The organism is Streptococcus sp. NSSLK0004 (assembly GCF_059039125.1).
Map to the genome: position 1 here is coordinate 428,617 of NZ_CM180142.1, position 20,488 is coordinate 449,104.

Genomic DNA, 20,488 nt, shown 5'->3' on the forward strand with positions numbered 1-20,488 from the left:
TTATTTCGGGTAAGTACAGGAAGAATGTATGGATAATAGACCTATTGGATTTTTAGATTCGGGAGTGGGAGGTCTGACGGTAGCACGTGAACTCATGCGACAGTTACCCCACGAAGAAATCGTCTATATCGGAGACTCAGCTCGGGCGCCCTATGGTCCCCGTCCCGCTGAACAGATAAAAGAATATACATGGCAACTAGTGGATTTTCTTTTGACAAAAAATGTTAAGATGATTGTCTTTGCCTGCAACACTGCAACAGCAGTTGCATGGGAAGAAGTCAAGGAGAAGTTAGAAATTCCTGTTTTAGGAGTCATTCTTCCGGGAGCATCTGCAGCAATCAAGGCTAGTCAGTCAGGAAAAATTGGAGTCTTAGGAACGGCCATGACTGTCCAATCGGATATCTATCGGAAGAAAATTCAAGCACTTTCTCCTGATATGCAGGTGGAAAGTTTGGCTTGCCCTAAGTTTGTTCCGCTGGTGGAATCCAATAACTACCAGTCGAGCTTAGCCAAGAAGGTGGTTTATGAGACTCTCCGTCCCATGCTAGGGAAGGTGGATACCTTGGTCTTGGGCTGTACCCATTATCCGCTCTTGAGGCCTATTATTCAAAATGCCATGGGAGAGCAGGTCAAACTGATTGACTCTGGAGCAGAATGTGCACGGGACATTTCAGTCCTACTCAATTATTTTGAAATCAACCGCAGTCGGACCGAAACTAGCACCCAGCACCGGTATTACACAACAGCTAGCCCAGCAGCTTTTCGAGAGATTGCAGAAAATTGGCTAGGTATGGCGATTGAAGTGGAGCATGTAGAACTATGACAGATAAGATATACGAATATAAAGACGATCAAAACTGGTTTATCGGTAAGTGGGAGGAGTTTAACTACCTGACTTGCTTTGGTGATGACCAAGTTTACGAACAGGCTCAGGATCAGTTTCATGCTTTGGTAAAAGAATTGGGAATTGAAGGGCTTCAAGTACACGTTGTGCAATTAGCAGCTCATTTCCACTTCCTTCGTTTTTTGGTGGAAACTATTAATCAGCAGTCGGGGCGTTCACTCAGCATTGTGCAACACAAAGGGGCTATCTTAGTGACCGAGGGTGACAGACTACTCTTGGTACACCTGCCCAAAGAAGGAGTTAGCACGGCAGATTTCTTCGGAAAAGAGAAGCAACTGACCACAGTGGGCGATACCATTTTAATTGCAACAAAAAACGAGGGCAAGACTAAGGAATTTCGCAAGTTTTTTGAGCGATTTGGCTACCAAGTGGAGAATCTCAATAACTACCCAGACCTTCCTGATGTGGCAGAGACTGGGATGACCTTTGAGGAAAACGCTCGACTTAAGGCTGAAACCATTGCAGAGCTGACAGGGAAGATAGTTTTGGCTGATGATTCAGGTTTGAAAGTTGATGCCCTAGGTGGCTTACCAGGTGTTTGGTCGGCCCGTTTTTCAGGTCCAGATGCGACAGATGAGCTTAATAATGCAAAGCTCCTGCATGAGTTGGCCATGGTCTTTGACCTGAAAAATCGCTCAGCCCAGTTTCACTGTACCTTGGTTATGGCTGCCCCCAATCGTGAGAGTTTAGTGGTAGAAGCAGATTGGGAAGGTTTTATCGGAATGGAGCTACGCGGGGAGAATGGATTTGGTTATGATCCGCTTTTCTTGGTTGGAGAAACAGGTAAGACTTCGGCTGAGCTAACCTTGGAAGAGAAAAATCAGATTTCCCATCGGGCACAAGCATTAGAAAAATTAGTGGGGGCATTTCCAGTATGGCAGGAGCAAGCAAAACAATCTTAGTCATGAGTGACTCTCATGGTGATAGAGACATTGTAGAAAATATCAAATATCATTATCAAGGAAAGGTAGATGCTATTTTTCATAATGGTGATTCTGAGTTAGACAGTGACGATTCGATCTGGGAGGGGATCTATGTTGTTAATGGGAACTGTGATTATAGGGGACAATTTCCTGATACTCTAGTGATTGATCTTGATTCTGTACGCATTGCCCAGACTCATGGCCATCTCTATGGTATTAACTACGGTTGGCAACGCTTGGATTATTGGGCACAAGAGGTAGAAGCTGATATCTGTCTCTACGGACATCTTCATGTACCAGATGCGGAAGTAAGGGGAAAAACCCTCTTTCTCAATCCGGGATCCATTAGTCAGCCACGTGGCGTGGTCAGAGAATGTCTATATGCTTTGGTGACCATCACGGATCAGGAGTTCAAAGTGACTTATTATAATCGCCAACACCAGCCTTACCCAGCATTAACAAAGGAAGTTGCTAGATGATTGCACCTCAATTTGAAAAATTTTTATTAGATCAGGAAGAAACATTTTTGACTCCTGCTGACAAACTAGCAGTGATTGTGGATACGCACAACATGGATCATGCGAAACTTTTGCTCAGTCATATGACTTACTCTCGCGTACCTGTTGTGACTGAAGACAACCGTTTTTTTGGGACAATAGGTCTGACAGAGATTCTTCGTTATCAGTCTGAAAATGGCTTGACAGATGAAGAGTTGGGGCAGGACATCGCTCTAATCGCTAAGACAGAAGTAGCGACGGTTGGAGCCAACTATGACTTGACTGAAGTCATGCGTAAACTGATTGATGAATCCTTCGTTCCCGTTGTGGGGGAAGACATGCAGTTTTTAGGTATTATTACCCGAAAATCTATTTTAAAAGCCATCAATGCTCTGCTTCATCATCAGGGCTTTGGAGAGGAAAAGGCATGAATACGACACTGATTACAGCCTTTATTGATCAGAAAGACTTAGCAGTTCAGTCTAAGCAGGCCTACAAGGGGGATCTCCAACAGTTTTTGGAGGTTTGTCCGAGTATAGACCAACAGGGATTGGCTCTCTATCAGGCCTTTTTAAGTCAACTCAAACCGACAGCTCAACGGCGGAAATTATCTGCTGTCAATCAATTTCTCTACTTTCTTTATGAGAGAGAGGAGTTGGAGCGATTTTATAAGTTGACATCGCCCAGTAGTCCTATGTTGTCAACTTCGAAACCTGATTTGGCAGATTTATCAATATTATGGGGGGAAACAGCATTCGTAGACGGTCAGCTCATGGCTCTTTTGATGAGTCAGTTAGGCCTGACTCCGAGTGAACTGATGACACTCAAATTAGAGAATATTGATTTGGATTTTCAAGTATTGACCTTAGAAAAAGCTGGACAGAAGCGGATAATTTCCTTGCCCAAACAGCTCCTTCCCTATTTGGAAACTCGGAATAATCAAATCTATCTTTTTGACAAACAAGGGAAAAACTATTCACGGCAGTGGTTTTTTAATCGTCTATCAGAGTATGTTGGTCAATTAGGCCATAGGGAATGGACCGCCCAGTTTCTCCGTGAACAGTTTATCTTGAGTCGCTTGTCAGCAGGTCAATCCTTGGAACAAGTTGCCAAGGAATTAGGCTTGAAAACATCAAGTAGTTTGGGAAAATACAAGTAATGGATATAAAATTAAAGGATTTTCAAGGCCCCTTGGACTTGTTATTGCATCTAGTATCCAAGTATCAAATGGATATTTATGAGGTGCCGATTACAGAAGTTATCGAACAATATTTAGCCTACATTGCGACCCTTCAGGCCATGCGTTTGGAGGTGGCTGGGGAGTATATGGTTATGGCTAGCCAGCTTATGTTAATCAAAAGCCGTAGACTCTTGCCTAAAGTGGTAGAGCAGGAAGTTGAGGAAGAGGATCCAGAACAGATGCTTTTGGATCAGTTGGAAGAATATCGCAAGTTTAAGTTAATCAGTGAAAAGTTAGGAAAACAGCACAATGAACGTGCCCAATTTTTCTCAAAACCCAAATTAGACTTGGTCTATGAAGATATAACTCTGGCACAGGATAAGACAACGATTGACATCTTTCTTGCCTTTTCCAAGGTTATGGCTGAAAAGCAAGCTAGTCTGCGCCAGTCCCACACCACCATTGCTCGCGATGAGTACAAGATTGAAGACATGATGGACTATGTACGGAGGCAATTTTCTGATGCTAACCGTTTGGAATTAGGCCATATTTTCAAAGAAAGTCGAGATATGAACGAAGTTATTACCATCTTTCTTGCAACCTTAGAACTGGTCAAGGTCCATGAAGTTGAGGTAGAACAAAAGGAAAACTTTGGTAGTATTTATCTAGTGAGGAGGGAAAATGAGTCGAATAGCTGAGATTGAAGTTCTGCTCTTTGTAGCAGGTGAAGAAGGACTGACTGTACGGAATTTGGCAGAAATGCTGGATTTGACACCGTCTGCGGTCTTGCAACAATTGGAAAAATTAGCGGAGAAATATCAATCAGATAGTCAATCAGGCCTCTCTCTTTTGGAATCATCGAATAGCTATAAGTTGGTGACTAAGAAAGACTATGCGGAGCTCTTGCGGATCTATGCCAAAACGCCTATTAATCAAACTATGTCTCGTGCCTTGTTAGAAACGCTCTCTATTGTAGCTTACAAGCAACCTATTACCCGTGTGGAGGTGGATGACATTCGCGGGGTCAATTCCAGTGGAGCTATCAGTAAGCTTCAGGCTTTTGACTTGATTCGTGAGAATGGAAAAAAAGAGGTCATCGGTCGTCCTAATCTTTATGTGACGACAGATTATTTCTTGGACTACATGGGAATAAACAATCTAGACGAATTGCCGGATGTATCCGACTTAGACTTGGTAGAAGAAGAGGTCGAACTCTTTACAGAAAGAAATGAGATAGAAGATGAGAATTAACAAGTACATTGCCCATGCAGGTGTAGCTAGTCGCCGTAAGGCAGAAGAATTAATCAAGCAAGGCTTGGTAACAGTTAATGGCCAGATTGTTCGCGAATTAGGAACGATTATCAAGTCAGGCGACAAAGTAGAAGTCGAAGGACAGCCCATTTACAACGAAGAAAAAGTTTATTATTTACTCCACAAACCACGCGGAGTCATTTCCAGTGTGTCAGATGACAAGGGAAGAAAGACAGTTGTCGACCTTTTGCCTCAGGTCAAGGAACGGATTTATCCAGTGGGTCGTCTAGACTGGGATACGTCTGGTGTCTTGATTTTAACCAATGATGGAGATTTTACCGACGAGATGATTCACCCCCGCAATGAGATTGATAAAGTCTATGTGGCGTGTGTCAAGGGGATTGCCAATAAGGATGTCTTGCGACCATTAACACGGGGTGTGGTGATTGAAGGGAAGAAAACCAAACCGGCAGTCTATGAGATTCTTAAGGTAGATCCAGTCAAAAATCGTTCTGTGGTGGAACTGACCATCCACGAAGGTCGCAACCATCAGGTGAAAAAGATGTTTGAAGCGGTTGGATTACAAGTGGATAAGTTGTCGCGGACACGTTTTGGGAATTTGGATTTGACAGGCTTGCATCCAGGAGAGGCTCGTAAACTCAATAAAAAAGATATTAGCAAGTTGCATACCTTGGCAGTTACCAAGTCACAGACAGGTAAGAAAAAACGATGAAGCGCCTCTTAATAGGATTGGTTCGTCTTTACCAGAAGCTGATTTCGCCTCTTTTTCCACCTTCTTGTCGCTATCATCCAACCTGTTCTAATTATATGATTGAGGCAATAAATAAGCACGGTCTCAAGGGTGTTCTCATGGGGTTGGCTCGCATTGGGCGTTGTCATCCTTTTGTTGAAGGTGGTGAAGACCCAGTTCCTGAGATATTTAGTCTGAAAAAAAATATACAGAAGTAGGGAAACCTACTTTTTTGTGTTGAAAAATTATACACATTCTATAGAAAAAATATGTAAAAAACAGATTTAGAGCCGGTTTATTATCAAGAATATAGCAAAAACCGAATTTTTTATTTAGAGATGTTGCATAATTATACTTTGTTATGCTATACTATTTGAAATAAAATATAAGGAGATGTGTATGAAAAGAACAAAAAAACTTGCTCTTGCAGGAGCTGGCTTATTCTCAATCGCTGTTTTAACTGCTTGTCAAACCAAGGAAGCTACTAATGATGTAGATTTAGCTTTTGAATCTGAGGTAACCCATGATGGTCAAGTGATTGAAGGTGGCCAATTTAATTACGCTCTCGTTGCGTCAGCACCATCTACAGGTATTTTAATTGATGAACTTGCTCAGACTGCAGTGGACTCAACGTTTGCAGACATGGTTGATATCTCTATGTTTGGCTATGATGGTACACGTAAGTTAGATGATTCAGGTCTTGCTAAAGTAGAGTTTGATGTAGATGCTAAAACTGTTACCGTTAGTTTGACAGGACAAGACTATAAATGGTCAGATGGACAAGCATTCACAATTGACGATTATATCTTTACGATTGAACAATTGGCAAGTCCTGATTATACCGGAGTTCGTGCAGATACTACTTATACAAATATAGTTGGATTTGAGGAATTTCAAGCTGGAACAGCGAGTGAAATTTCAGGGGTGAAGAAAGTAGACGACTATACAGTAGTCCTCACTGTTAAAGAAATGTATCCATCTATGATGTATGCAGGTGGCGGTGTTCCCTATCTGGTAATGCCTCAGCATATTTTCAAGGATATCGCGGTTAAAGATTGGGAAACAAGCGAATACAGTCGTACGGCAAAAGTTGTCGGAATGGGACCGTATAAAGTTAAGGAAATCGTTAGTGGTGAGTCGGTTACATATGTTCCAAACGAGTATTACTTTAAAGGACAAGTCAAGTTAGATAGTTATAAGATTGATATTGTTTCACCAGACACAATTGTCTCCGAGATGAAGGCAGGAAATTACGATATGGCTGATATGCCAACAGATCAATATGAATCTTATAAGGATTTGTCTAATATTACTCTACTAGGTAGTTTGGATGGAATCTATAACTATCTTGGCTTCAATCTTGGTGAGTATGATGCAGCAACAGGGAAGAATGTCATGAATCCGGATGCAAAGATGAACGATGTCCGTTTGCGTCAAGCGATGGGATATGCTTTGAATAATGAAGTTATTGGTGAAAAGTTATATAATAATTTGTACCATCCAGCCAATTCACTCATTATTTCGTTCTTTGGGGACGTTCATGATTCTGAACTAGCTGGCTATAGCTATGATCCAGAAAAAGCTAAAGAATTGTTGGATGAAGCTGGATATAAGGATGTCGATGGAGATGGAATTCGTGAAGATAAAAATGGGAAGCCATTCACGATTAGTTTTGCAGCTCAAGAATCTACTGAAACCCAAGAAACCTTGGTACAGCAATACATTGCTTGGTGGAAAGAAATTGGTCTGAATGTGGAGCTCTATACAGGACGTACCATTGAGTACAATACTTTCTATGAATCTTTAGCGGCGAATAATGCGGAAATTGATGTCTATCTAGCAGGTTGGATTGCAGGGTTAGATCCAGACCCAACAACCCTTTGGGGACCAGAAGCTATGTACAATTATACGCGCTTTGTTTCGGATGAAAACACAGCTCTTCTGAATAAAATTGCATCAGCTGAATCGTTTGATGAAGAGAAGAATATTGCAAACTACAAGGCTTGGCAAGAGTATGCCTTCGAGCAAGCCTTTGCAATTCCGACTTTTGAACGTGAAAGTATTACAGCGGTAAATAAACGTGTGAAATATTATGATGTTTATATTGGTTCGGATAGCAACTCAAGTCATGAAAAACTCGAATTGACTGCCGAAAAAGGAATTGCTGCCGAATAAGGTTGACTTCGAAAATAAGAATAGAAATCGGGAAAATGTTCTATTCTTATTTTTTATTTTATGCTGAAAACATTTTGAAAATATTTTCTTAAAAAAATACCACATATTACTTGATTTGTTATGTTCTTGTGATATAATAGTAACAAGATTTTCATTGATTTAACTCAAACCTGTTGTGAGTTAAGTGAATGAATCGTCATTCACCATACTGTTTGCTGAGCTTGACTCCGGGCAGTGTGGCATTTTTTTTGTCAAGATGAACGAGGAACTATGAATATCGAAAAGCTTTCTTATACGGAGGAGCAGTCACGCAATCACGTGGTACTCTTTCAACCACAAATTCCCCAGAATACTGGTAACATCGCCCGAACTTGTGCAGCGACCAACAGTCCTCTCCATATCATCAAGCCGATGGGATTTCCTATTGATGACCGTAAGATGAAACGCGCTGGCTTGGACTACTGGGACAAACTAGATGTGCGTTTTTACGATAGTTTGGAAGACTTTATGGAAAAAGCAGAGCAGGGGCAAATGCATCTGGTATCTAAATTTGCAGATCAGACCTACTCGGACAGGTCTTATTCCTCTGACCAGATTCATTATTTTGTATTTGGTCGAGAAGATACAGGTTTACCAGAAGACTTCATGCGCCAGCATACTGAAAAAGCTATTCGCATTCCTATGAATGATGAACATGTTCGTAGTCTTAACGTTTCCAATGCCGTCTGTATGGTCATCTATGAAGCTCTTCGTCAACAAGACTTTGTAGGCTTGGAGCTAGTCCATACCTACGAGACCGACAAACTCAAATAAACTAATCTCAAAACCTTGCGTATGCAAGGCTTTTTTGTTATCATAAAGAAGTCTTCAGGGCAGGGTGAAATTCCCGACCGGCAGTGAACAACGAGGCGATTTTGCTTTAAGACGAGGCAGCGAATCGAAGACTATACTAATAGTATGTCGAGATGAGCTAACAAAGTTTGGAGCAAAGTAGCCCGTTGGAAGTCTGCGAGCGAAAGCTGATGTGGTTAGATTCCACAACCGACAGTATAGTCTGGATGGGAGAAGACGAGAGGATATCCTCAAGCTTCTCTAATTTGTTACAAATTGGAGGAACCTATGACAAACACACGTAAAATGGTGACAATCGCCATTCTTTCTGCAGTAGCTTATCTACTGATGTATTTTCAATTTCCCCTGTTCACAGATTTTTTACAGGTGGATTTTTCCATTGTTCCAGTATTGATAGGATTGGTTATTTTCGATGTTAAAAGTGCCTTTTTGATTCTGATTATCCGGTCAGTTTTGAAACTCTTGTTCAATGGAAATCCAGGTTCCCTGATAGGAATGCCTTTGAGTATTGTTGCAGTCGGGGTATTTATTCTGGTTTTTGCTTTTGTGTGGAAAAAGCAACAGACCTTTAAAAATTATATACTAGCCTCTATTCTATCAACCGTTGGGTTGGTTATTTCAATGGTAGCACTGAATTATTTCTATGCCCTTCCTTTATATATGGCTGTTTTTAATATGTCAGCAGCAGATTTTGGTGGTATTGGATATTATATGCTTTATGCGGTTATTCCTTTTAATATTGTGGAAGGAATTCTGTTTTCGGTTGCATTTTTCCTTGTTTACAGAACGGCTGGTCCTATTATAAAGAAAGTTTAAGGATTTCTTGATATCCTATCTACATGAAAAATAAACGTACTTATCTAACAAACGCATCTTTTACTGCTCTGGCCTTTGTTATCTTAGGCTATGTAGTCAAATTTTATCCTAGGAATTTGACTGCTTTTGATACAGCGATTCAAACAGCTGTTCGTGGGGATTTGCCATCTTTTGCAACGACTTTTTGGACCTCGATTACGGTTTTAGGAAACACTGTCGTGATACTGGGAATTTGCTTGGTTTTGGCATTTTTATTTTATAGGAAGCAATGGAAGGCAGAGGCTTATTTCATTCTTGCTAGTTTTGTAACGATGGGGGTAGCATCAACAGCCCTGAAGTATGTTTACCAACGTCCTCGTCCTAGTATTGAATGGTTAATTGATACAATCGGTTATTCTTTCCCAAGTTGGCATACCGCCTCTACTATGATGGTTGCCGGTGTAATTGTCATTATTGTGAACCAACGGATAAAGTCCTTGCTTGCGAAACGCTTAATTCAAATTGTCTTGATACTTATAGCGGTTCTAGTTGCAGTATCTCGTATCTACATTGGGGTACACTATCCGACAGATATTATCGGTGGTTGGTTATTAGCATTGGCACTTTTGTTGCTTTTATTTCCTTATTATGACCAAAAACGCTTTGAATGGCGCTTTCAGAGTAAACAGAAATAAAAAAATCAACTTCTTCAATTAGTGAAGAGGTTGATTTTTTAGTTATTCTGGTTGTTTGACAGGTCCATTTTCTGCAGTATCTAGAGCAGCTTTTACTGTTTGTGCAAAGAGAGTGGCACCTTCCAATTTAGTTGCACTATCTCCACCGAAGTGAATATTATCTGTACCGACCCAGAGTTGAGGATTGGCCTTTGCAACGGCATTCCAATCGGCGATCGTAATGTAATCATAGTTTTCTGCTAGTTGTCTTTCATAAGTAGCTTGCTTTTCTGCAACTGGGTTATCATATGATGCATAGTTACCATCATAAGGAGTTACAAAAATGAGGCGATAACCATTCGGAAGAAGCTCTATAATTTTATTGAGTTCTTCTTCATAATTGTAGACAATGTTCGTACCGGTTGCGATGACGACATTCTTTGTTAGAGTACCGCTATCGATATTGACTTTGAGAATCTCATAAGCTTGCGTAGTATTCCTACTACCTTGTGCATCAACGATAGCACCTGGTATTTGCTCGGTTAATTGACTAGTTGCATGCAATGTAACAGAGTCCCCAATAATCGTGACACCGTCAGTGACTTCGTAGGCGGTCGCTTTGCCTTTTTCAGCAAATGTCTTGGTTTGAGACATCCGACTGTCTGCTAAGTTGAGGCCGTCTACTAACATTTGTTGCTCTAGTGTTCCTAATTTTGGTGCAAAGATGCAAGTGATAAGGGTAAGAGAAAGTAGGAAACCGGCAACCCCCATTAATTGTTTGCGATAAGGAGCTAGATTAATTTCTTTTCCAAAAATTTTACCTACTTTTCCAATGAGGAATGGTTCAATCAAATAGAAGGATAGACTAGAGAAAAGGATGGACAACACAAGTGTGAGAAATACTGCTAGCAGGTTATCAAATAACTCTGAAAAAATGATATAGAAAGGCCAATGAAAAAGATAGAGGTTATAAGAAATGTCTGCTATAGAGAGTAAGATTGCAGGTTCTTTTATATTTTCGGTTTGTTCATGAAGAACTCTAGCTGCAAGAATCATTATGGAGGTGGCAATAGCTGACAGCAAAAATCCAAAAAGATAGGTCCATATACTTGTAAACTTAAACGTAAATAGAAGAATTAGCTCTAATGAAAATCCTGTAATAAGAACCAATAAAGTTTTATTGCGTGGCCATTGCTGTACAGTTCGTCGAAAAGCTCTAGTAGTTTGCTGGATTCCTGTTAAACAAGCTAAAAGACTACCTAAAAAGAAAGGAAAGAGGTGTGTCCAACTAGAGAAATAAATACTAGAAAAGTTTGTTACAAAAAAGCTGGATACAAACATAGATAGAAAGCTGAGAAGAAAAATTGCTCCAGAAGTTAGAAAAATCATTCCTCTTAGCTGACCAGCTGTCTTGGCAATTCGTGTTAGCCCCCAAATCAACAGGGCCCATATCAGATAGAAATGCACTTCAAGAGCCAGACTCCATGTGTGCAAAAAGAGGTGAGGAGTGAACTGATTTTCATAGCCACCACCTGCTAAAATTTCATAAATATTGGTCATAAAACCAATCGCGGCAAGTATTTGTTTGCCGATTCCAGCCAAAAAGTCATTTCGAATGAACCAAGCTAGCGGTGTTACGATACCAATAACCAATAGTAATGGTGGTAGAATGCGGTAAAAACGCCGTCTAAAAAATCCTTTAAGATCAATGCTGTTAGCTCTAGAAAATTCATCAATCAGGAGTGCAGTTGTCAGATATCCTGATAGGGTAAAAAATAAATCAACTCCTAGAAAACCTCCAGGAAAAAATTTGATAAAAAAGTGGTAGAGTAGGACACAAATTAAACCCAATACTCGTATTGCTGATAGCCATTTAATCCTCATATTGATAAATCCCCTGTTTAAATTTTCCTTCATAAATAGTTTTATTTTCTGTAGTCAGTTTTCCTTCTCCATCTGCCAGACCATTCTTAAACTCGCCAACATAAGTCCAGCCAGAAGCAGCTGTAAAGGTTCCTTCTCCATGGAAAATTCCATTTTTGAAATCTCCCTCATAGGTATCTCCATTTTTAAAAGTCAATTTTCCTTTTCCAGTCATTTTATTGGAAAGAACATAACCATGATAGGTGATTGCTCCGTTATCCAAGGTTAAAGTCTTTTGTGTAGGAATACGACCGATAAAAACAGATAGGGCAGATACCAAGATGAGAATAATGCAGAAAATTTCAATATTTTTCCGTGTTAAAAGTTCTGTTATTGGTCTATTAAAAACTGTAAATTTTATTTGTTTATCCATAGCAACCATCTCTTTTTTTATATACTATATTGATTATAGCATTTTACAGATTTTTTATAAAGTTTTCATACTATAAAAATCTTTCAACCCAATTCTGACATCCTTGTTTGACCATCCGATATGTTTCGTCAAAATCGCCGGTATACCAAGGGTCTGGGACGGATTTTTCTGCGAATTGGAAAATTTTATCTTGGGTATGGGAAGGAGCCATTTTCCGCAAATCTCGGACATTATTACTGTCCATACCAATGATGACGTCAAATTCTTCAAAATCTTTTTGAGAGATTTGTTGGGAGGTTTTGCTTGTATCATAGGGAATTTGATGTTGCTTGAAAATCTTCTGTGTTCCTGGATAGATAGGATTGCCATGTTCCCAAGATGATGTTGCCCGACTTTCGATATGAAGGGCATTGGTTAAATCTTTCATGACAAATTCTGCCATGGGACTACGGCAAATGTTGCCCAAACAGACAAAAACTATTTTTTTCATAGAAAACTCCTTTTCTTTTATTATACCTTATAAAAGAAAAAAGCCTGTGTGAAAAGGTTCTAAAATTAGGATTGTTCCAAGGAGTTTTACTTGTTTTTATTCGAGAAATTGTTTATAATGATTATAAATAAAAGAAAGTAGGTCTGTTTATGAATACATATTATCAATCTCCAGCAGAAATTGCTTCCTTTAGTCCACGTCAATCAGCAGTATTGGCTGATACGAAGGCTGTTCTCAATCAAGCAGTCGCAGACTTATCAGTTGCCCATTCTATTTTCCATCAAGTACATTGGTACATGCGTGGTCGTGGCTTCATGATTTGGCATCCAAAGATGGATGAGTATATGGATGAAATCGATGGTTATTTGGATGAGATGAGCGAGCGTTTGATTACTTTGGGTGGGGCACCGTTTTCTACTCTCAAAGAGTTTAGTGACAATAGTCAGCTTAAAGAAGTGTCAGGTGATTATAATTTGACAATTGAAGAGCAATTGGCGCGTGTAGTAGAGGTATTCCGCTATCTAGCCTCCCTCTTCCAAGAAGGATTTGACATTAGTGATGAAGAAGGTGACAGCGTAACGAATGATATTTTCAACGTAGCAAAAGCCAGCATTGAAAAACATATCTGGATGCTACAGGCTGAATTAGGTCAAGCCCCAGGTTTGTAAGAATTAGAAGAGCCCAGGTGGGTTCTTTTTTGTCGCCAAATGATTTGGATAAATTACGTTCTAAAAAATTTTGAGAGAAATAGAAATGGTATCTTTGAATTCTTTATAAATTTTTAGGATGTAAATATTTGCATTAGTGCAACACTTGTGTTAAGATATAAGAAAATAGAAATTAGAAATTAGAAATGGGTAAGGATGGCAACAGATAAAAATCGAATTATGATTAGTTTGGATGATAAGAACTTGGAACATTTGGAACATCTTATTGAGGATGCTAGGGATCGAAGAGGATTACGCCTTACTAAGTCGCAAATTGTCGAACTGTTATTAAATACAGTTGATACATTTGATGATATCATGGGGAGTTTACAAAAATAGGGAGTCATCCCTATCTATTTATGAGATAAGTGTTGCACTAGTGTATGGATGGTGGTAGAAAGTGGTTGTATATATACGTGAAGGAAAATTTTTAGAGGAAACGTCGGTGAATAAATTTAATGCACAAGTAGGCTATCATCTGAGAGGTGAGGAAGTGCGTTTATTTAAAGATACTTCTGAAATTAAGCGACTCTACAAAGAAGATATTTTAATTGATTATATTTATGAAACAAGATGGATTCTAGAAAAAATGGGGATAGAGGTTTCTGAGTTAGATTATCCACAAGAATTGGCTTCATTTTATGGACGTTGGATTAAAGGAGGGAGAATTGGAGAAATAGTCAATCATCCTGAAAATTGGGGAGTGTTTATAAAGCCGATGGTGGGTAGTAAAAAATTTACAGGCAGAGTGATTCGGTCGGCGAGCGATTTAATAGGTATCGGTTTGCCATTTGATTATCCGATTTGGATAAGTCAAGCACTTGACTTTAAAAGAGAATGGCGTGTCTTTGTTCTTGATGGTCAAGTGTTAGATGTGCGTCCTTATAGAGGAGATTATCATTATCATTATGATGGTGCAATCATTGATCAAGCTATTGTAAGCTGGAAAAACGCACCTGCTGCATATGCAATGGATATCGGAGTAACCGAAGATGGACAGACACTCATTGTCGAAATCAATGATGGTTATGCACTTGGTAATTATGGTTTGAATCCTTTGAAAGCAGCAGTTTTTTTCGAAAGGCGATGGCGTGAATTGACGCAACCGTATTTTAAGAATCATGAATATTTACTTTTAAATAATGAATAGGAGAAACGAAAATGGGAAAAATTATTGTTACAGGAAAAGCAATCGAATATGTTCAAATGGATTTAATGAAAATCCGGATTACTATCAATAGTTTTGAAAGTAGTCCAAAGAGGGCGATTGCTGTATTGAGGGAAAACACCGAACAATTGTTATCGGATTTGAAAGACTTGCTTGGAAATCTTAAAGTTGTCCGTTTGCATGAAGAAGAGATTGATTTTCAGAATTATGCGGATGACGAGGCTGGAGTATGCAGAAGAGAGTTCTCTATTGCCGTACCGTTGAATCTTGAATTGTGTGATAAAATTGTTCAAGTATTGGCTGATTCAGATTATTATCCAGAGTATACGGTAGGATATTACCACAGTAATCCTCAGGAAATTGAAGAAAGGCTATTGGAAAAGGCGGTCTTGGATTCCAAGAAAAAAGCTGAATCAATTGCCAAGTATTCTAATCAAACGCTCAAAGGAATCGAAGAAGTTAAGAACAATTCCTGGCATTCTTCAGAAGCTTTAGAAAGCATTGACTGGATGGAATGTGAAACTCCTCGCTTTACTTCGGGGTCGAAGGTTTCGTTTACAGAACTTTCGCAACCTGAAGAGCGCTTAAGTAAAGAAGTTGAAATTGTCTGGAATTGTGAGTAAGAAGATGAAACCAGTAATGTTATTTCCTTCGGATGTTTTCCAGATAAAGCAAGTTGATGAGGAATTACAAGCAGAATATGAAGCGGCTAAAGAATATTTTGAAGTTCTACTATTTGATAACTTAGCCTGGTTTGAAGAGGGGAAATTAAGGTTATCCAAGAAAGTAGATGTCCCTCAAACTTGTATTTATCGAGGTTGGATGATGAAACCAGAAGTCTATCGAAATTTCTTTAATCAATTATCAGAACAAGGGCTGGATTTGCTGACTCGGCCAACAGAGTATGAGGCACTTCATTTATTTCCGAAAGTGTACCCGTTGGTCAAGGAAGATACTGCTTCGATATTGGTCTACCCAGAGGGTCAGAGACCGAATGTAATCGAAATTCGGGAGCATTTTACTGAATTTATGCTCAAAGACTATGTCAAGTCTGTCAAAGGGGCACAAATTCCGTCCAAAATCTCTTCAGGAATCCATCAGGATGAATTGGAAGAACTGTTAGCTACCTTCTATCGATTGAGGGGAAATCTATTTACAGGGGGTATCTGTCTCAAAGAGATACTGCCTTTGAAATATTACGGCTCGAAGACGAATGAATATAGGGTGTTTATATGTAAAAATTCTGTTGTATCCATTAGTCAGAATAGTCAGCAATCTACCTCAACCCTCAGTCCACCTAAAGAGTTAATCGAAAAGTATCGAAATCTTCCGAGCCCATTCTATACTGTTGATGTTGCAGAATTAGAGGACGGGATGTGGAAGGTGTTGGAAACAGGAGATGGTCAGGTTTCGGGCTTGTCGCTCAACCAAGATTACTCTCTATTCTTCAAAACTCTATCTTCCATCCTATCGTAAACGTAAAAAAGAGCCAAATTTATTGGGCTCTTTTTTGTCGTCTGCTATTTATGACATTTGTCATATTCAGTCATGACAAAGGCTTCTAGTAGGGTTGTTGGTGGAAGGGCTATACTGTGTGTGTAAGATTCACTTAGCCAATAATCAATAAAGGAGATTGTTATGAAATCATTTGTTCAAACAGGTAGTTCTTATTTCGTTATTGCCTTTATCCTCCTCTATACTTCTTGCATTTTGTTTGGTCAAGGCTTGCAAGTAATGACCTACTTGGCTTGGTCCTTGCCAGCAAGTATGGTCATTGGGATTGTTGGAGCGGTGATATGTCAGAAAGGAGAGCAAGGATGATTCAAGTCAATCAGTTAGAAAAAATCATCAAAGGACGGACGATTTTGTCCAATATTTCCTTTGAAATCAAGTCAGGAGAATGTGTGGCTTTAATCGGTCCAAACGGGGCTGGGAAAACGACGCTTATGTCTTGTTTGTTGGGAGATAGGAAAGCGACGAAAGGCCAGGTTTTGTTGGACGGTCTGGCTCCACAGGCTCAGTCTAATAAGGAAAAGGTGGCAGTCTTACCACAAGAAAATGCTATCCCGACAGACCTGAAGGTCAAGGAATTGCTCCGCTTTTTCCAAGCCATCTACAAGGATAGTCTGACAGATGCGGAAATCGACAGCCTGCTCTGCTTTTCCCCAGAGCAAAAAAATCAACTGGCAGGTAAGCTATCGGGTGGTCAGAAGCGGCTCTTGGCTTTCGTCATCTGCCTGATTGGCAAGCCCAAGTTGCTTTTCTTGGACGAGCCGACGGCGGGCATGGATACTTCGACCCGTCATCGTTTTTGGGAGATTGTCCATGAACTTAAGGCTCAGGGTGTGACTATTTTTTATACCAGCCACTACATCGAGGAAGTGGAGCATACGGCGGAGCGGATTTTGGTCTTGCACCAGGGGAGGTTACTAAGAGATACCACGCCATTTGCCATGCGGAGTGAGGAGCAAGAAAAAGAAGTGACTTTGCCGATTGCCTTTGCGGCGGTGGTGGAGAGCTTGGCTGAAATCAATGAGATTAGCTACAAACAGGACACGGTCAGCTTTAAGACCCGAGCCATTGAGCAGGTTTGGGCTAGCTTGCAGGAGGCAGGTTGTCGGATTTCAGACCTAGAGGTTCAGAACAAAACCCTGCTTAATAGCCTATTTGACAAGACAAGGGAGGAAGAATCATGAAAGCATTGGTTCAAGTAGAGGCGTTAAAATTATCTAGGAGTTTGGGAGTTTTTCTCCTGTCTATCGGGATGCCAGTTATCTTTTTCCTGATTTTTTCTTCGACGGTTGACTTAGGTGATGAGAACTTGCAAAAGGCCTTTATTCAGTCTTATATGTTAACCATGACAGGATTTTCCATGTCAGGCTTTGCTCTCTTTACTTTTCCCATGATGCTGGCAGAGGATAGAAATAATAGCTGGTTGACCTTCCTACAACATTCTCCACTTCCAATCTGGAAATATTATCTATCTAAAATTGTACGGGTCTTTCTCTGCTTTGTGTCTTCCATCGCCATTGTCTTTGCGGTTGGAGGCTTGGTCAAGGGAGTTGAGTTGACAGCACAGGAATGGGTAATTTCGGCTCTCTTACTTTTAGTAACCTCTATCGTATTTCTAGCTATTGGCTTGCTTTTGGTGCAAATTCAGTCGGAACAAACCATGTCGGTGGTGGCCAATCTACTCTATTTTGTCCTTGCTATCATGGGTGGCTCTTGGATGCCTGTTTCACTCTTTCCAGACTGGGTGCAGCGGATTTGTAAACTCATGCCCAGCTACCATGTCAACCAGCTGGTGACCACCTATGCCCAAGAGGGAGATTTTCTCTGGAAATCCTTGCTAATTGTCCTAGGCTATGCGATAATTTTCTTAGGAATTGCTCTAGTTCTGAATAGAAAATCCGAGAAGCAGTGAGGTGACAGATGATATTTGAAAAAAGAAAGGTACCACTCATGTTCTTCGTGGGCATGGTCTTTCTCTATTTTCCCTTTTATTACGCCCAGTATAGTCCTAATCCGACGGCAGTTGTCCTAGCGACCATTCTCTTTGCCCTGGTCTATTGCTCCCTCTTTTATACCGACCACAAGCTCTATTCCCTGCTGGCTTGGTTTTACCTGATTGGCTATATCGCCGTCATGAGTTTTTGGGGCAATCTGCAATTCTCCCTCTTTATCTTTAATCTGTCCACTATGCTGGGCTGGTATTATAAAGAGAATCGACCGACCTATCGGACGGTGTCCTACGGGCTTTTGTTGCTGGCTATTATCCTATGGGCTCTCTTTGGTCCAGTTCCTTTTGAGATGAGAGCCTTTGCCCTCGTCATTCACTTTTTCGGCTTGGCCTTGCTGATTTTCAGCTGGATTGAGACCAAGCGGGAAGCCCTTCAGCAACGCCTACAGGAGCAGAATGCGTCCATCAATCTCCTTCTGGCTGAGAATGAACGCAACCGTATCGGTCAGGACTTGCACGACACACTTGGTCATGTCTTTGCCATGCTATCCGTCAAGGCGGAGCTGGTACAGACTCTCTTGGACCACGACCAGATTGACCAGGCCAAGAAGGAAGCGCTAGAGCTACAGACCTTAGCCAAGGACTCCATGCAGGAGGTCCGCCAGATTGTCCAGTCCCTCAAGCAGCACACCGTGGCAGAGGAACTCCAGATTTTGCAGCAGATGTTGGACTTGGCAGGAGTGGATTTGGTCGTTTTGGGCGGAGAAATAGCAGAGCAGCTCAGCTTGCCCGTCCAGAACAAGCTGGCTATGGTGCTGAGAGAGTTGGGCAATAACCTGCTCAAGCATAGCCAGGCTAGCAAGTGCCGTTTGGTTTTTGAAAAAGACCAGAAAGAATTGGTTTTGCACTACGAAGATAACGGTGTGGGCTTTGCCCAGTTGACAGGGCAGGAATTGCATACCATAAAAGACAGGCTAGTGACTGTTCAAGGAAGTTTGGAATTTCTTTCTCTGGTCAAGCCCACCCGCCTGTCCATTCGGATTCCGTTTGAGGAGGTGGTAGAATGAGAATCTTAGTCGCAGAAGACCAAGCTATGCTGCGAGACGCCCTCTGTCAACTCTTGGGTTTTCAAGATACGGTTGAGGCTGTTTTACAGGCAGAAAATGGCAGTCAGGCCATTTCTCTACTGGAAAAAGAGCGGATAGATGTCCTTCTTTTAGACATTGAAATGCCTGAAAAGACTGGTCTAGATGTCTTGGAATGGGTGCGTGAGAAATCCTTGCCTGTCAAGGTTGTCATCATGACCACTTTTAAGCGACCGGGTTATTTTGAACGAGCAGTCAAGGCAGATGTGGATGCTTATGTGCTGAAAGAACGGTCGATTTCGGACCTCATGCGGACCATTGAAACGGTCTTGGCTGGGCGAAAGGAGTACTCACCAGAGTTAATGGACATTCTTTTGACTCAACGCAGTCCCTTGACAGCCCAAGAACATCAGCTGCTCAAGCTGGTTGCTGACGGCTTGTCCAACAAGGAAATTGCTAGCCAACTCTTCCTGTCTGACGGAACGATCCGAAACTACATGACCTCTATCCTGTCCAAGCTGGGTGCTGAAAACCGCACTGCTGCTGTTAAGGTGGCACAGGAAAAGGGCTGGCTGTAAACTAAGTGAGAAATTTGACCCTCCCCTTGAAAATCTCCTGATATTTTGCTAAAATTTTTCTATGAAACGACTATATGATGTGCAACAGTTGCTGAAACGATTCGGAATAATTGTTTACATGGGCAATCGCCTCTATGACATTGAAATGATGCAGATCGAGCTTAATCGAGTCTATCAGGCAGGTGTCCTAGATAGGCTAGAATATATGGAAGCCGAACTGGTTTTGCGCCGGGAACATCGTTTGGAGTTAGAGTATCAGAGAAGTAAGGAGAAATGATAATGGAAACAGTATGGACCATACTCGTATTTGTCGCTATTTTAGGTGGCTGGATGGGCTTTAATTATTGGAGATTACGCCGTGCGGCGACTGTTATTGATAATGCGGAATTTGCTGAAAAAATTCATGGAGGTCAGTTGGTTGATTTACGTGATCCGAGTGAGTTCAGCAGAAAGCATATCTTTGGTGCAAGGAATATTCCCTATCAACAATTGAAACAATCTACAGCCGCTCTTCGTAAGGACAAACCTGTCTTGATTTATGAAAATGACCGTGGTCAATTGGTGACACCAGCAGCCCTTTATTTGAAGAAACAAGGATTTAATGAAATTTACATCCTTAGCTATGGTCTGAATGGTTGGAACGGGAAAGTGAAAACAGCTAGATAAAATCATAATGCTATCGAAGCCACAGGGACTGAGTTC

At 40.8% G+C, this 20,488-nt stretch carries 28 protein-coding genes and 1 riboswitch; of the genes, 25 read left to right on the plus strand and 3 right to left on the minus strand.

The window, feature by feature from the left end; translation table 11 throughout:
* Positions 1–28 precede the first annotated feature (28 nt).
* The 13 genes from racE (at position 29) to AC4CS8_RS02380 (ending at position 10,023) form a co-directional block, all read left to right on the plus strand.
* The gene (gene racE / locus AC4CS8_RS02320) at positions 29–823 is read left to right on the plus strand and encodes a glutamate racemase (RefSeq protein ID WP_493893364.1); all 795 of its coding nucleotides are present in this window, start codon (positions 29–31) and stop codon (positions 821–823) included.
* Positions 820–1,806 (plus strand): nucleoside-triphosphate diphosphatase, encoded by a 987-nt coding sequence (locus tag AC4CS8_RS02325; protein ID WP_493893365.1) that lies wholly within the window; start codon positions 820–822, stop codon positions 1,804–1,806. The genes racE and AC4CS8_RS02325 overlap by 4 nt, the downstream gene beginning before the upstream one ends.
* Positions 1,779–2,306, plus strand: coding sequence for a metallophosphoesterase (locus AC4CS8_RS02330; RefSeq protein ID WP_493893366.1), 528 nt, complete (start codon positions 1,779–1,781; stop codon positions 2,304–2,306). Before AC4CS8_RS02325 ends, AC4CS8_RS02330 begins: the two co-directional genes overlap by 28 nt.
* The gene (gene cbpB / locus AC4CS8_RS02335) at positions 2,303–2,755 is read left to right on the plus strand and encodes a cyclic-di-AMP-binding protein CbpB (protein WP_493893367.1); all 453 of its coding nucleotides are present in this window, start codon (positions 2,303–2,305) and stop codon (positions 2,753–2,755) included. Before AC4CS8_RS02330 ends, cbpB begins: the two co-directional genes overlap by 4 nt.
* Positions 2,752–3,483, plus strand: coding sequence for a site-specific tyrosine recombinase XerD (xerD, locus tag AC4CS8_RS02340; RefSeq protein WP_493893368.1), 732 nt, complete (start codon positions 2,752–2,754; stop codon positions 3,481–3,483). The genes cbpB and xerD overlap by 4 nt, the downstream gene beginning before the upstream one ends.
* Positions 3,483–4,202, plus strand: a complete 720-nt coding sequence (locus tag AC4CS8_RS02345; protein ID WP_493893369.1) for a segregation/condensation protein A — start codon at positions 3,483–3,485, stop codon at positions 4,200–4,202. Before xerD ends, AC4CS8_RS02345 begins: the two co-directional genes overlap by 1 nt.
* The gene (gene scpB / locus AC4CS8_RS02350; RefSeq protein ID WP_493893370.1) at positions 4,186–4,755 is read left to right on the plus strand and encodes an SMC-Scp complex subunit ScpB; all 570 of its coding nucleotides are present in this window, start codon (positions 4,186–4,188) and stop codon (positions 4,753–4,755) included. Before AC4CS8_RS02345 ends, scpB begins: the two co-directional genes overlap by 17 nt.
* A complete protein-coding gene (locus AC4CS8_RS02355; RefSeq protein WP_493893371.1) occupies positions 4,745–5,488 on the plus strand; it encodes a pseudouridine synthase in 744 nt (247 codons plus the stop codon). The genes scpB and AC4CS8_RS02355 overlap by 11 nt, the downstream gene beginning before the upstream one ends.
* Positions 5,485–5,724, plus strand: coding sequence for a membrane protein insertion efficiency factor YidD (yidD, locus tag AC4CS8_RS02360; protein ID WP_493893372.1), 240 nt, complete (start codon positions 5,485–5,487; stop codon positions 5,722–5,724). Before AC4CS8_RS02355 ends, yidD begins: the two co-directional genes overlap by 4 nt.
* Before the next feature lie 181 nt (positions 5,725–5,905).
* Positions 5,906–7,681, plus strand: coding sequence for an oligopeptide ABC transporter substrate-binding protein (locus AC4CS8_RS02365; protein WP_493893373.1), 1,776 nt, complete (start codon positions 5,906–5,908; stop codon positions 7,679–7,681).
* A gap of 270 nt (positions 7,682–7,951) precedes the next feature.
* Positions 7,952–8,494 (plus strand): tRNA (cytidine(34)-2'-O)-methyltransferase, encoded by a 543-nt coding sequence (locus AC4CS8_RS02370; protein WP_493893374.1) that lies wholly within the window; start codon positions 7,952–7,954, stop codon positions 8,492–8,494.
* Between the two features lie 46 nt (positions 8,495–8,540).
* Positions 8,541–8,755, plus strand: a riboswitch (FMN riboswitch).
* A gap of 45 nt (positions 8,756–8,800) precedes the next feature.
* Positions 8,801–9,349: an ECF transporter S component gene (locus AC4CS8_RS02375; protein WP_493893375.1), complete on the plus strand. Its 549-nt coding sequence runs from the start codon at positions 8,801–8,803 to the stop codon at positions 9,347–9,349.
* Between the two features lie 23 nt (positions 9,350–9,372).
* The gene (locus AC4CS8_RS02380; RefSeq protein WP_493893376.1) at positions 9,373–10,023 is read left to right on the plus strand and encodes a phosphatase PAP2 family protein; all 651 of its coding nucleotides are present in this window, start codon (positions 9,373–9,375) and stop codon (positions 10,021–10,023) included.
* A 42-nt stretch (positions 10,024–10,065) separates the two neighbouring features.
* On the opposite strand, the gene AC4CS8_RS02385 is transcribed toward AC4CS8_RS02380, so the two are convergent.
* The 3 genes from AC4CS8_RS02385 to AC4CS8_RS02395 form a co-directional block, all read right to left on the minus strand.
* Positions 10,066–11,886, minus strand: a complete 1,821-nt coding sequence (locus AC4CS8_RS02385; protein WP_493893377.1) for an acyltransferase family protein — start codon at positions 11,884–11,886, stop codon at positions 10,066–10,068.
* The gene (locus AC4CS8_RS02390) at positions 11,876–12,298 is read right to left on the minus strand and encodes a hypothetical protein (protein WP_493893378.1); all 423 of its coding nucleotides are present in this window, start codon (positions 12,296–12,298) and stop codon (positions 11,876–11,878) included. Before AC4CS8_RS02390 ends, AC4CS8_RS02385 begins: the two co-directional genes overlap by 11 nt.
* 70 nt (positions 12,299–12,368) lie before the next feature.
* Positions 12,369–12,788 (minus strand): low molecular weight protein-tyrosine-phosphatase, encoded by a 420-nt coding sequence (locus AC4CS8_RS02395; protein WP_493893379.1) that lies wholly within the window; start codon positions 12,786–12,788, stop codon positions 12,369–12,371.
* A gap of 149 nt (positions 12,789–12,937) precedes the next feature.
* Between AC4CS8_RS02395 and AC4CS8_RS02400 the strand changes: the two genes are divergently transcribed.
* The 12 genes from AC4CS8_RS02400 to AC4CS8_RS02455 all read left to right on the plus strand — a co-directional run bounded on the left by AC4CS8_RS02400 (position 12,938) and on the right by AC4CS8_RS02455 (position 20,452).
* Positions 12,938–13,456, plus strand: coding sequence for a Dps family protein (locus AC4CS8_RS02400; protein WP_493893380.1), 519 nt, complete (start codon positions 12,938–12,940; stop codon positions 13,454–13,456).
* 195 nt (positions 13,457–13,651) lie between these two features.
* Entirely contained in the window at positions 13,652–13,834 is a 183-nt protein-coding gene (locus tag AC4CS8_RS02405; protein ID WP_172053916.1) for a CopG family transcriptional regulator, read from the plus strand.
* Positions 13,835–13,895: 61 nt separating this feature from the next.
* Positions 13,896–14,645 (plus strand): ATP-grasp domain-containing protein, encoded by a 750-nt coding sequence (locus AC4CS8_RS02410; protein WP_493893381.1) that lies wholly within the window; start codon positions 13,896–13,898, stop codon positions 14,643–14,645.
* An 11-nt stretch (positions 14,646–14,656) separates the two neighbouring features.
* Entirely contained in the window at positions 14,657–15,286 is a 630-nt protein-coding gene (locus AC4CS8_RS02415) for an SIMPL domain-containing protein (RefSeq protein WP_493893382.1), read from the plus strand.
* 4 nt (positions 15,287–15,290) lie between these two features.
* On the plus strand, positions 15,291–16,139 hold the full coding sequence (locus tag AC4CS8_RS02420; protein WP_493893383.1) for an ATP-grasp domain-containing protein: 849 nt from the start codon (positions 15,291–15,293) through the stop codon (positions 16,137–16,139).
* A gap of 162 nt (positions 16,140–16,301) precedes the next feature.
* Positions 16,302–16,484 carry a hypothetical protein gene (locus tag AC4CS8_RS02425; protein ID WP_493893384.1) on the plus strand — a complete coding sequence of 61 codons (183 nt, stop codon included), beginning with the start codon at positions 16,302–16,304 and terminating at the stop codon, positions 16,482–16,484.
* Positions 16,481–17,359 carry an ABC transporter ATP-binding protein gene (locus AC4CS8_RS02430; protein WP_493893385.1) on the plus strand — a complete coding sequence of 293 codons (879 nt, stop codon included), beginning with the start codon at positions 16,481–16,483 and terminating at the stop codon, positions 17,357–17,359. Before AC4CS8_RS02425 ends, AC4CS8_RS02430 begins: the two co-directional genes overlap by 4 nt.
* Positions 17,356–18,087: an ABC transporter permease gene (locus tag AC4CS8_RS02435; protein ID WP_493893386.1), complete on the plus strand. Its 732-nt coding sequence runs from the start codon at positions 17,356–17,358 to the stop codon at positions 18,085–18,087. Before AC4CS8_RS02430 ends, AC4CS8_RS02435 begins: the two co-directional genes overlap by 4 nt.
* 8 nt (positions 18,088–18,095) lie before the next feature.
* Entirely contained in the window at positions 18,096–19,190 is a 1,095-nt protein-coding gene (locus AC4CS8_RS02440) for a sensor histidine kinase (RefSeq protein ID WP_493893387.1), read from the plus strand.
* Entirely contained in the window at positions 19,187–19,786 is a 600-nt protein-coding gene (locus AC4CS8_RS02445) for a response regulator (RefSeq protein ID WP_493893388.1), read from the plus strand. The genes AC4CS8_RS02440 and AC4CS8_RS02445 overlap by 4 nt, the downstream gene beginning before the upstream one ends.
* A gap of 61 nt (positions 19,787–19,847) precedes the next feature.
* Positions 19,848–20,063, plus strand: a complete 216-nt coding sequence (locus AC4CS8_RS02450; RefSeq protein ID WP_493893389.1) for a YqgQ family protein — start codon at positions 19,848–19,850, stop codon at positions 20,061–20,063.
* A gap of 2 nt (positions 20,064–20,065) precedes the next feature.
* The gene (locus AC4CS8_RS02455; protein WP_493893390.1) at positions 20,066–20,452 is read left to right on the plus strand and encodes a rhodanese-like domain-containing protein; all 387 of its coding nucleotides are present in this window, start codon (positions 20,066–20,068) and stop codon (positions 20,450–20,452) included.
* The last annotated feature ends 36 nt before the right edge of the window (positions 20,453–20,488 follow it).

Coding starts and splice junctions, on each gene's coding strand:
- racE (WP_493893364.1), top strand. CDS start 29: ATGGATAATAGACCTATTGGATTTTTAGATTCGGGAGTGGGAGGTCTG.
- AC4CS8_RS02325 (WP_493893365.1), top strand. CDS start 820: ATGACAGATAAGATATACGAATATAAAGACGATCAAAACTGGTTTATC.
- AC4CS8_RS02330 (WP_493893366.1), top strand. CDS start 1,779: ATGGCAGGAGCAAGCAAAACAATCTTAGTCATGAGTGACTCTCATGGT.
- cbpB (WP_493893367.1), top strand. CDS start 2,303: ATGATTGCACCTCAATTTGAAAAATTTTTATTAGATCAGGAAGAAACA.
- xerD (WP_493893368.1), top strand. CDS start 2,752: ATGAATACGACACTGATTACAGCCTTTATTGATCAGAAAGACTTAGCA.
- AC4CS8_RS02345 (WP_493893369.1), top strand. CDS start 3,483: ATGGATATAAAATTAAAGGATTTTCAAGGCCCCTTGGACTTGTTATTG.
- scpB (WP_493893370.1), top strand. CDS start 4,186: ATGAGTCGAATAGCTGAGATTGAAGTTCTGCTCTTTGTAGCAGGTGAA.
- AC4CS8_RS02355 (WP_493893371.1), top strand. CDS start 4,745: ATGAGAATTAACAAGTACATTGCCCATGCAGGTGTAGCTAGTCGCCGT.
- yidD (WP_493893372.1), top strand. CDS start 5,485: ATGAAGCGCCTCTTAATAGGATTGGTTCGTCTTTACCAGAAGCTGATT.
- AC4CS8_RS02365 (WP_493893373.1), top strand. CDS start 5,906: ATGAAAAGAACAAAAAAACTTGCTCTTGCAGGAGCTGGCTTATTCTCA.
- AC4CS8_RS02370 (WP_493893374.1), top strand. CDS start 7,952: ATGAATATCGAAAAGCTTTCTTATACGGAGGAGCAGTCACGCAATCAC.
- AC4CS8_RS02375 (WP_493893375.1), top strand. CDS start 8,801: ATGACAAACACACGTAAAATGGTGACAATCGCCATTCTTTCTGCAGTA.
- AC4CS8_RS02380 (WP_493893376.1), top strand. CDS start 9,373: ATGAAAAATAAACGTACTTATCTAACAAACGCATCTTTTACTGCTCTG.
- AC4CS8_RS02385 (WP_493893377.1), bottom strand. CDS start 11,886: ATGAGGATTAAATGGCTATCAGCAATACGAGTATTGGGTTTAATTTGT.
- AC4CS8_RS02390 (WP_493893378.1), bottom strand. CDS start 12,298: ATGGATAAACAAATAAAATTTACAGTTTTTAATAGACCAATAACAGAA.
- AC4CS8_RS02395 (WP_493893379.1), bottom strand. CDS start 12,788: ATGAAAAAAATAGTTTTTGTCTGTTTGGGCAACATTTGCCGTAGTCCC.
- AC4CS8_RS02400 (WP_493893380.1), top strand. CDS start 12,938: ATGAATACATATTATCAATCTCCAGCAGAAATTGCTTCCTTTAGTCCA.
- AC4CS8_RS02405 (WP_172053916.1), top strand. CDS start 13,652: ATGGCAACAGATAAAAATCGAATTATGATTAGTTTGGATGATAAGAAC.
- AC4CS8_RS02415 (WP_493893382.1), top strand. CDS start 14,657: ATGGGAAAAATTATTGTTACAGGAAAAGCAATCGAATATGTTCAAATG.
- AC4CS8_RS02420 (WP_493893383.1), top strand. CDS start 15,291: ATGAAACCAGTAATGTTATTTCCTTCGGATGTTTTCCAGATAAAGCAA.
- AC4CS8_RS02425 (WP_493893384.1), top strand. CDS start 16,302: ATGAAATCATTTGTTCAAACAGGTAGTTCTTATTTCGTTATTGCCTTT.
- AC4CS8_RS02430 (WP_493893385.1), top strand. CDS start 16,481: ATGATTCAAGTCAATCAGTTAGAAAAAATCATCAAAGGACGGACGATT.
- AC4CS8_RS02435 (WP_493893386.1), top strand. CDS start 17,356: ATGAAAGCATTGGTTCAAGTAGAGGCGTTAAAATTATCTAGGAGTTTG.
- AC4CS8_RS02440 (WP_493893387.1), top strand. CDS start 18,096: ATGATATTTGAAAAAAGAAAGGTACCACTCATGTTCTTCGTGGGCATG.
- AC4CS8_RS02445 (WP_493893388.1), top strand. CDS start 19,187: ATGAGAATCTTAGTCGCAGAAGACCAAGCTATGCTGCGAGACGCCCTC.
- AC4CS8_RS02450 (WP_493893389.1), top strand. CDS start 19,848: ATGAAACGACTATATGATGTGCAACAGTTGCTGAAACGATTCGGAATA.
- AC4CS8_RS02455 (WP_493893390.1), top strand. CDS start 20,066: ATGGAAACAGTATGGACCATACTCGTATTTGTCGCTATTTTAGGTGGC.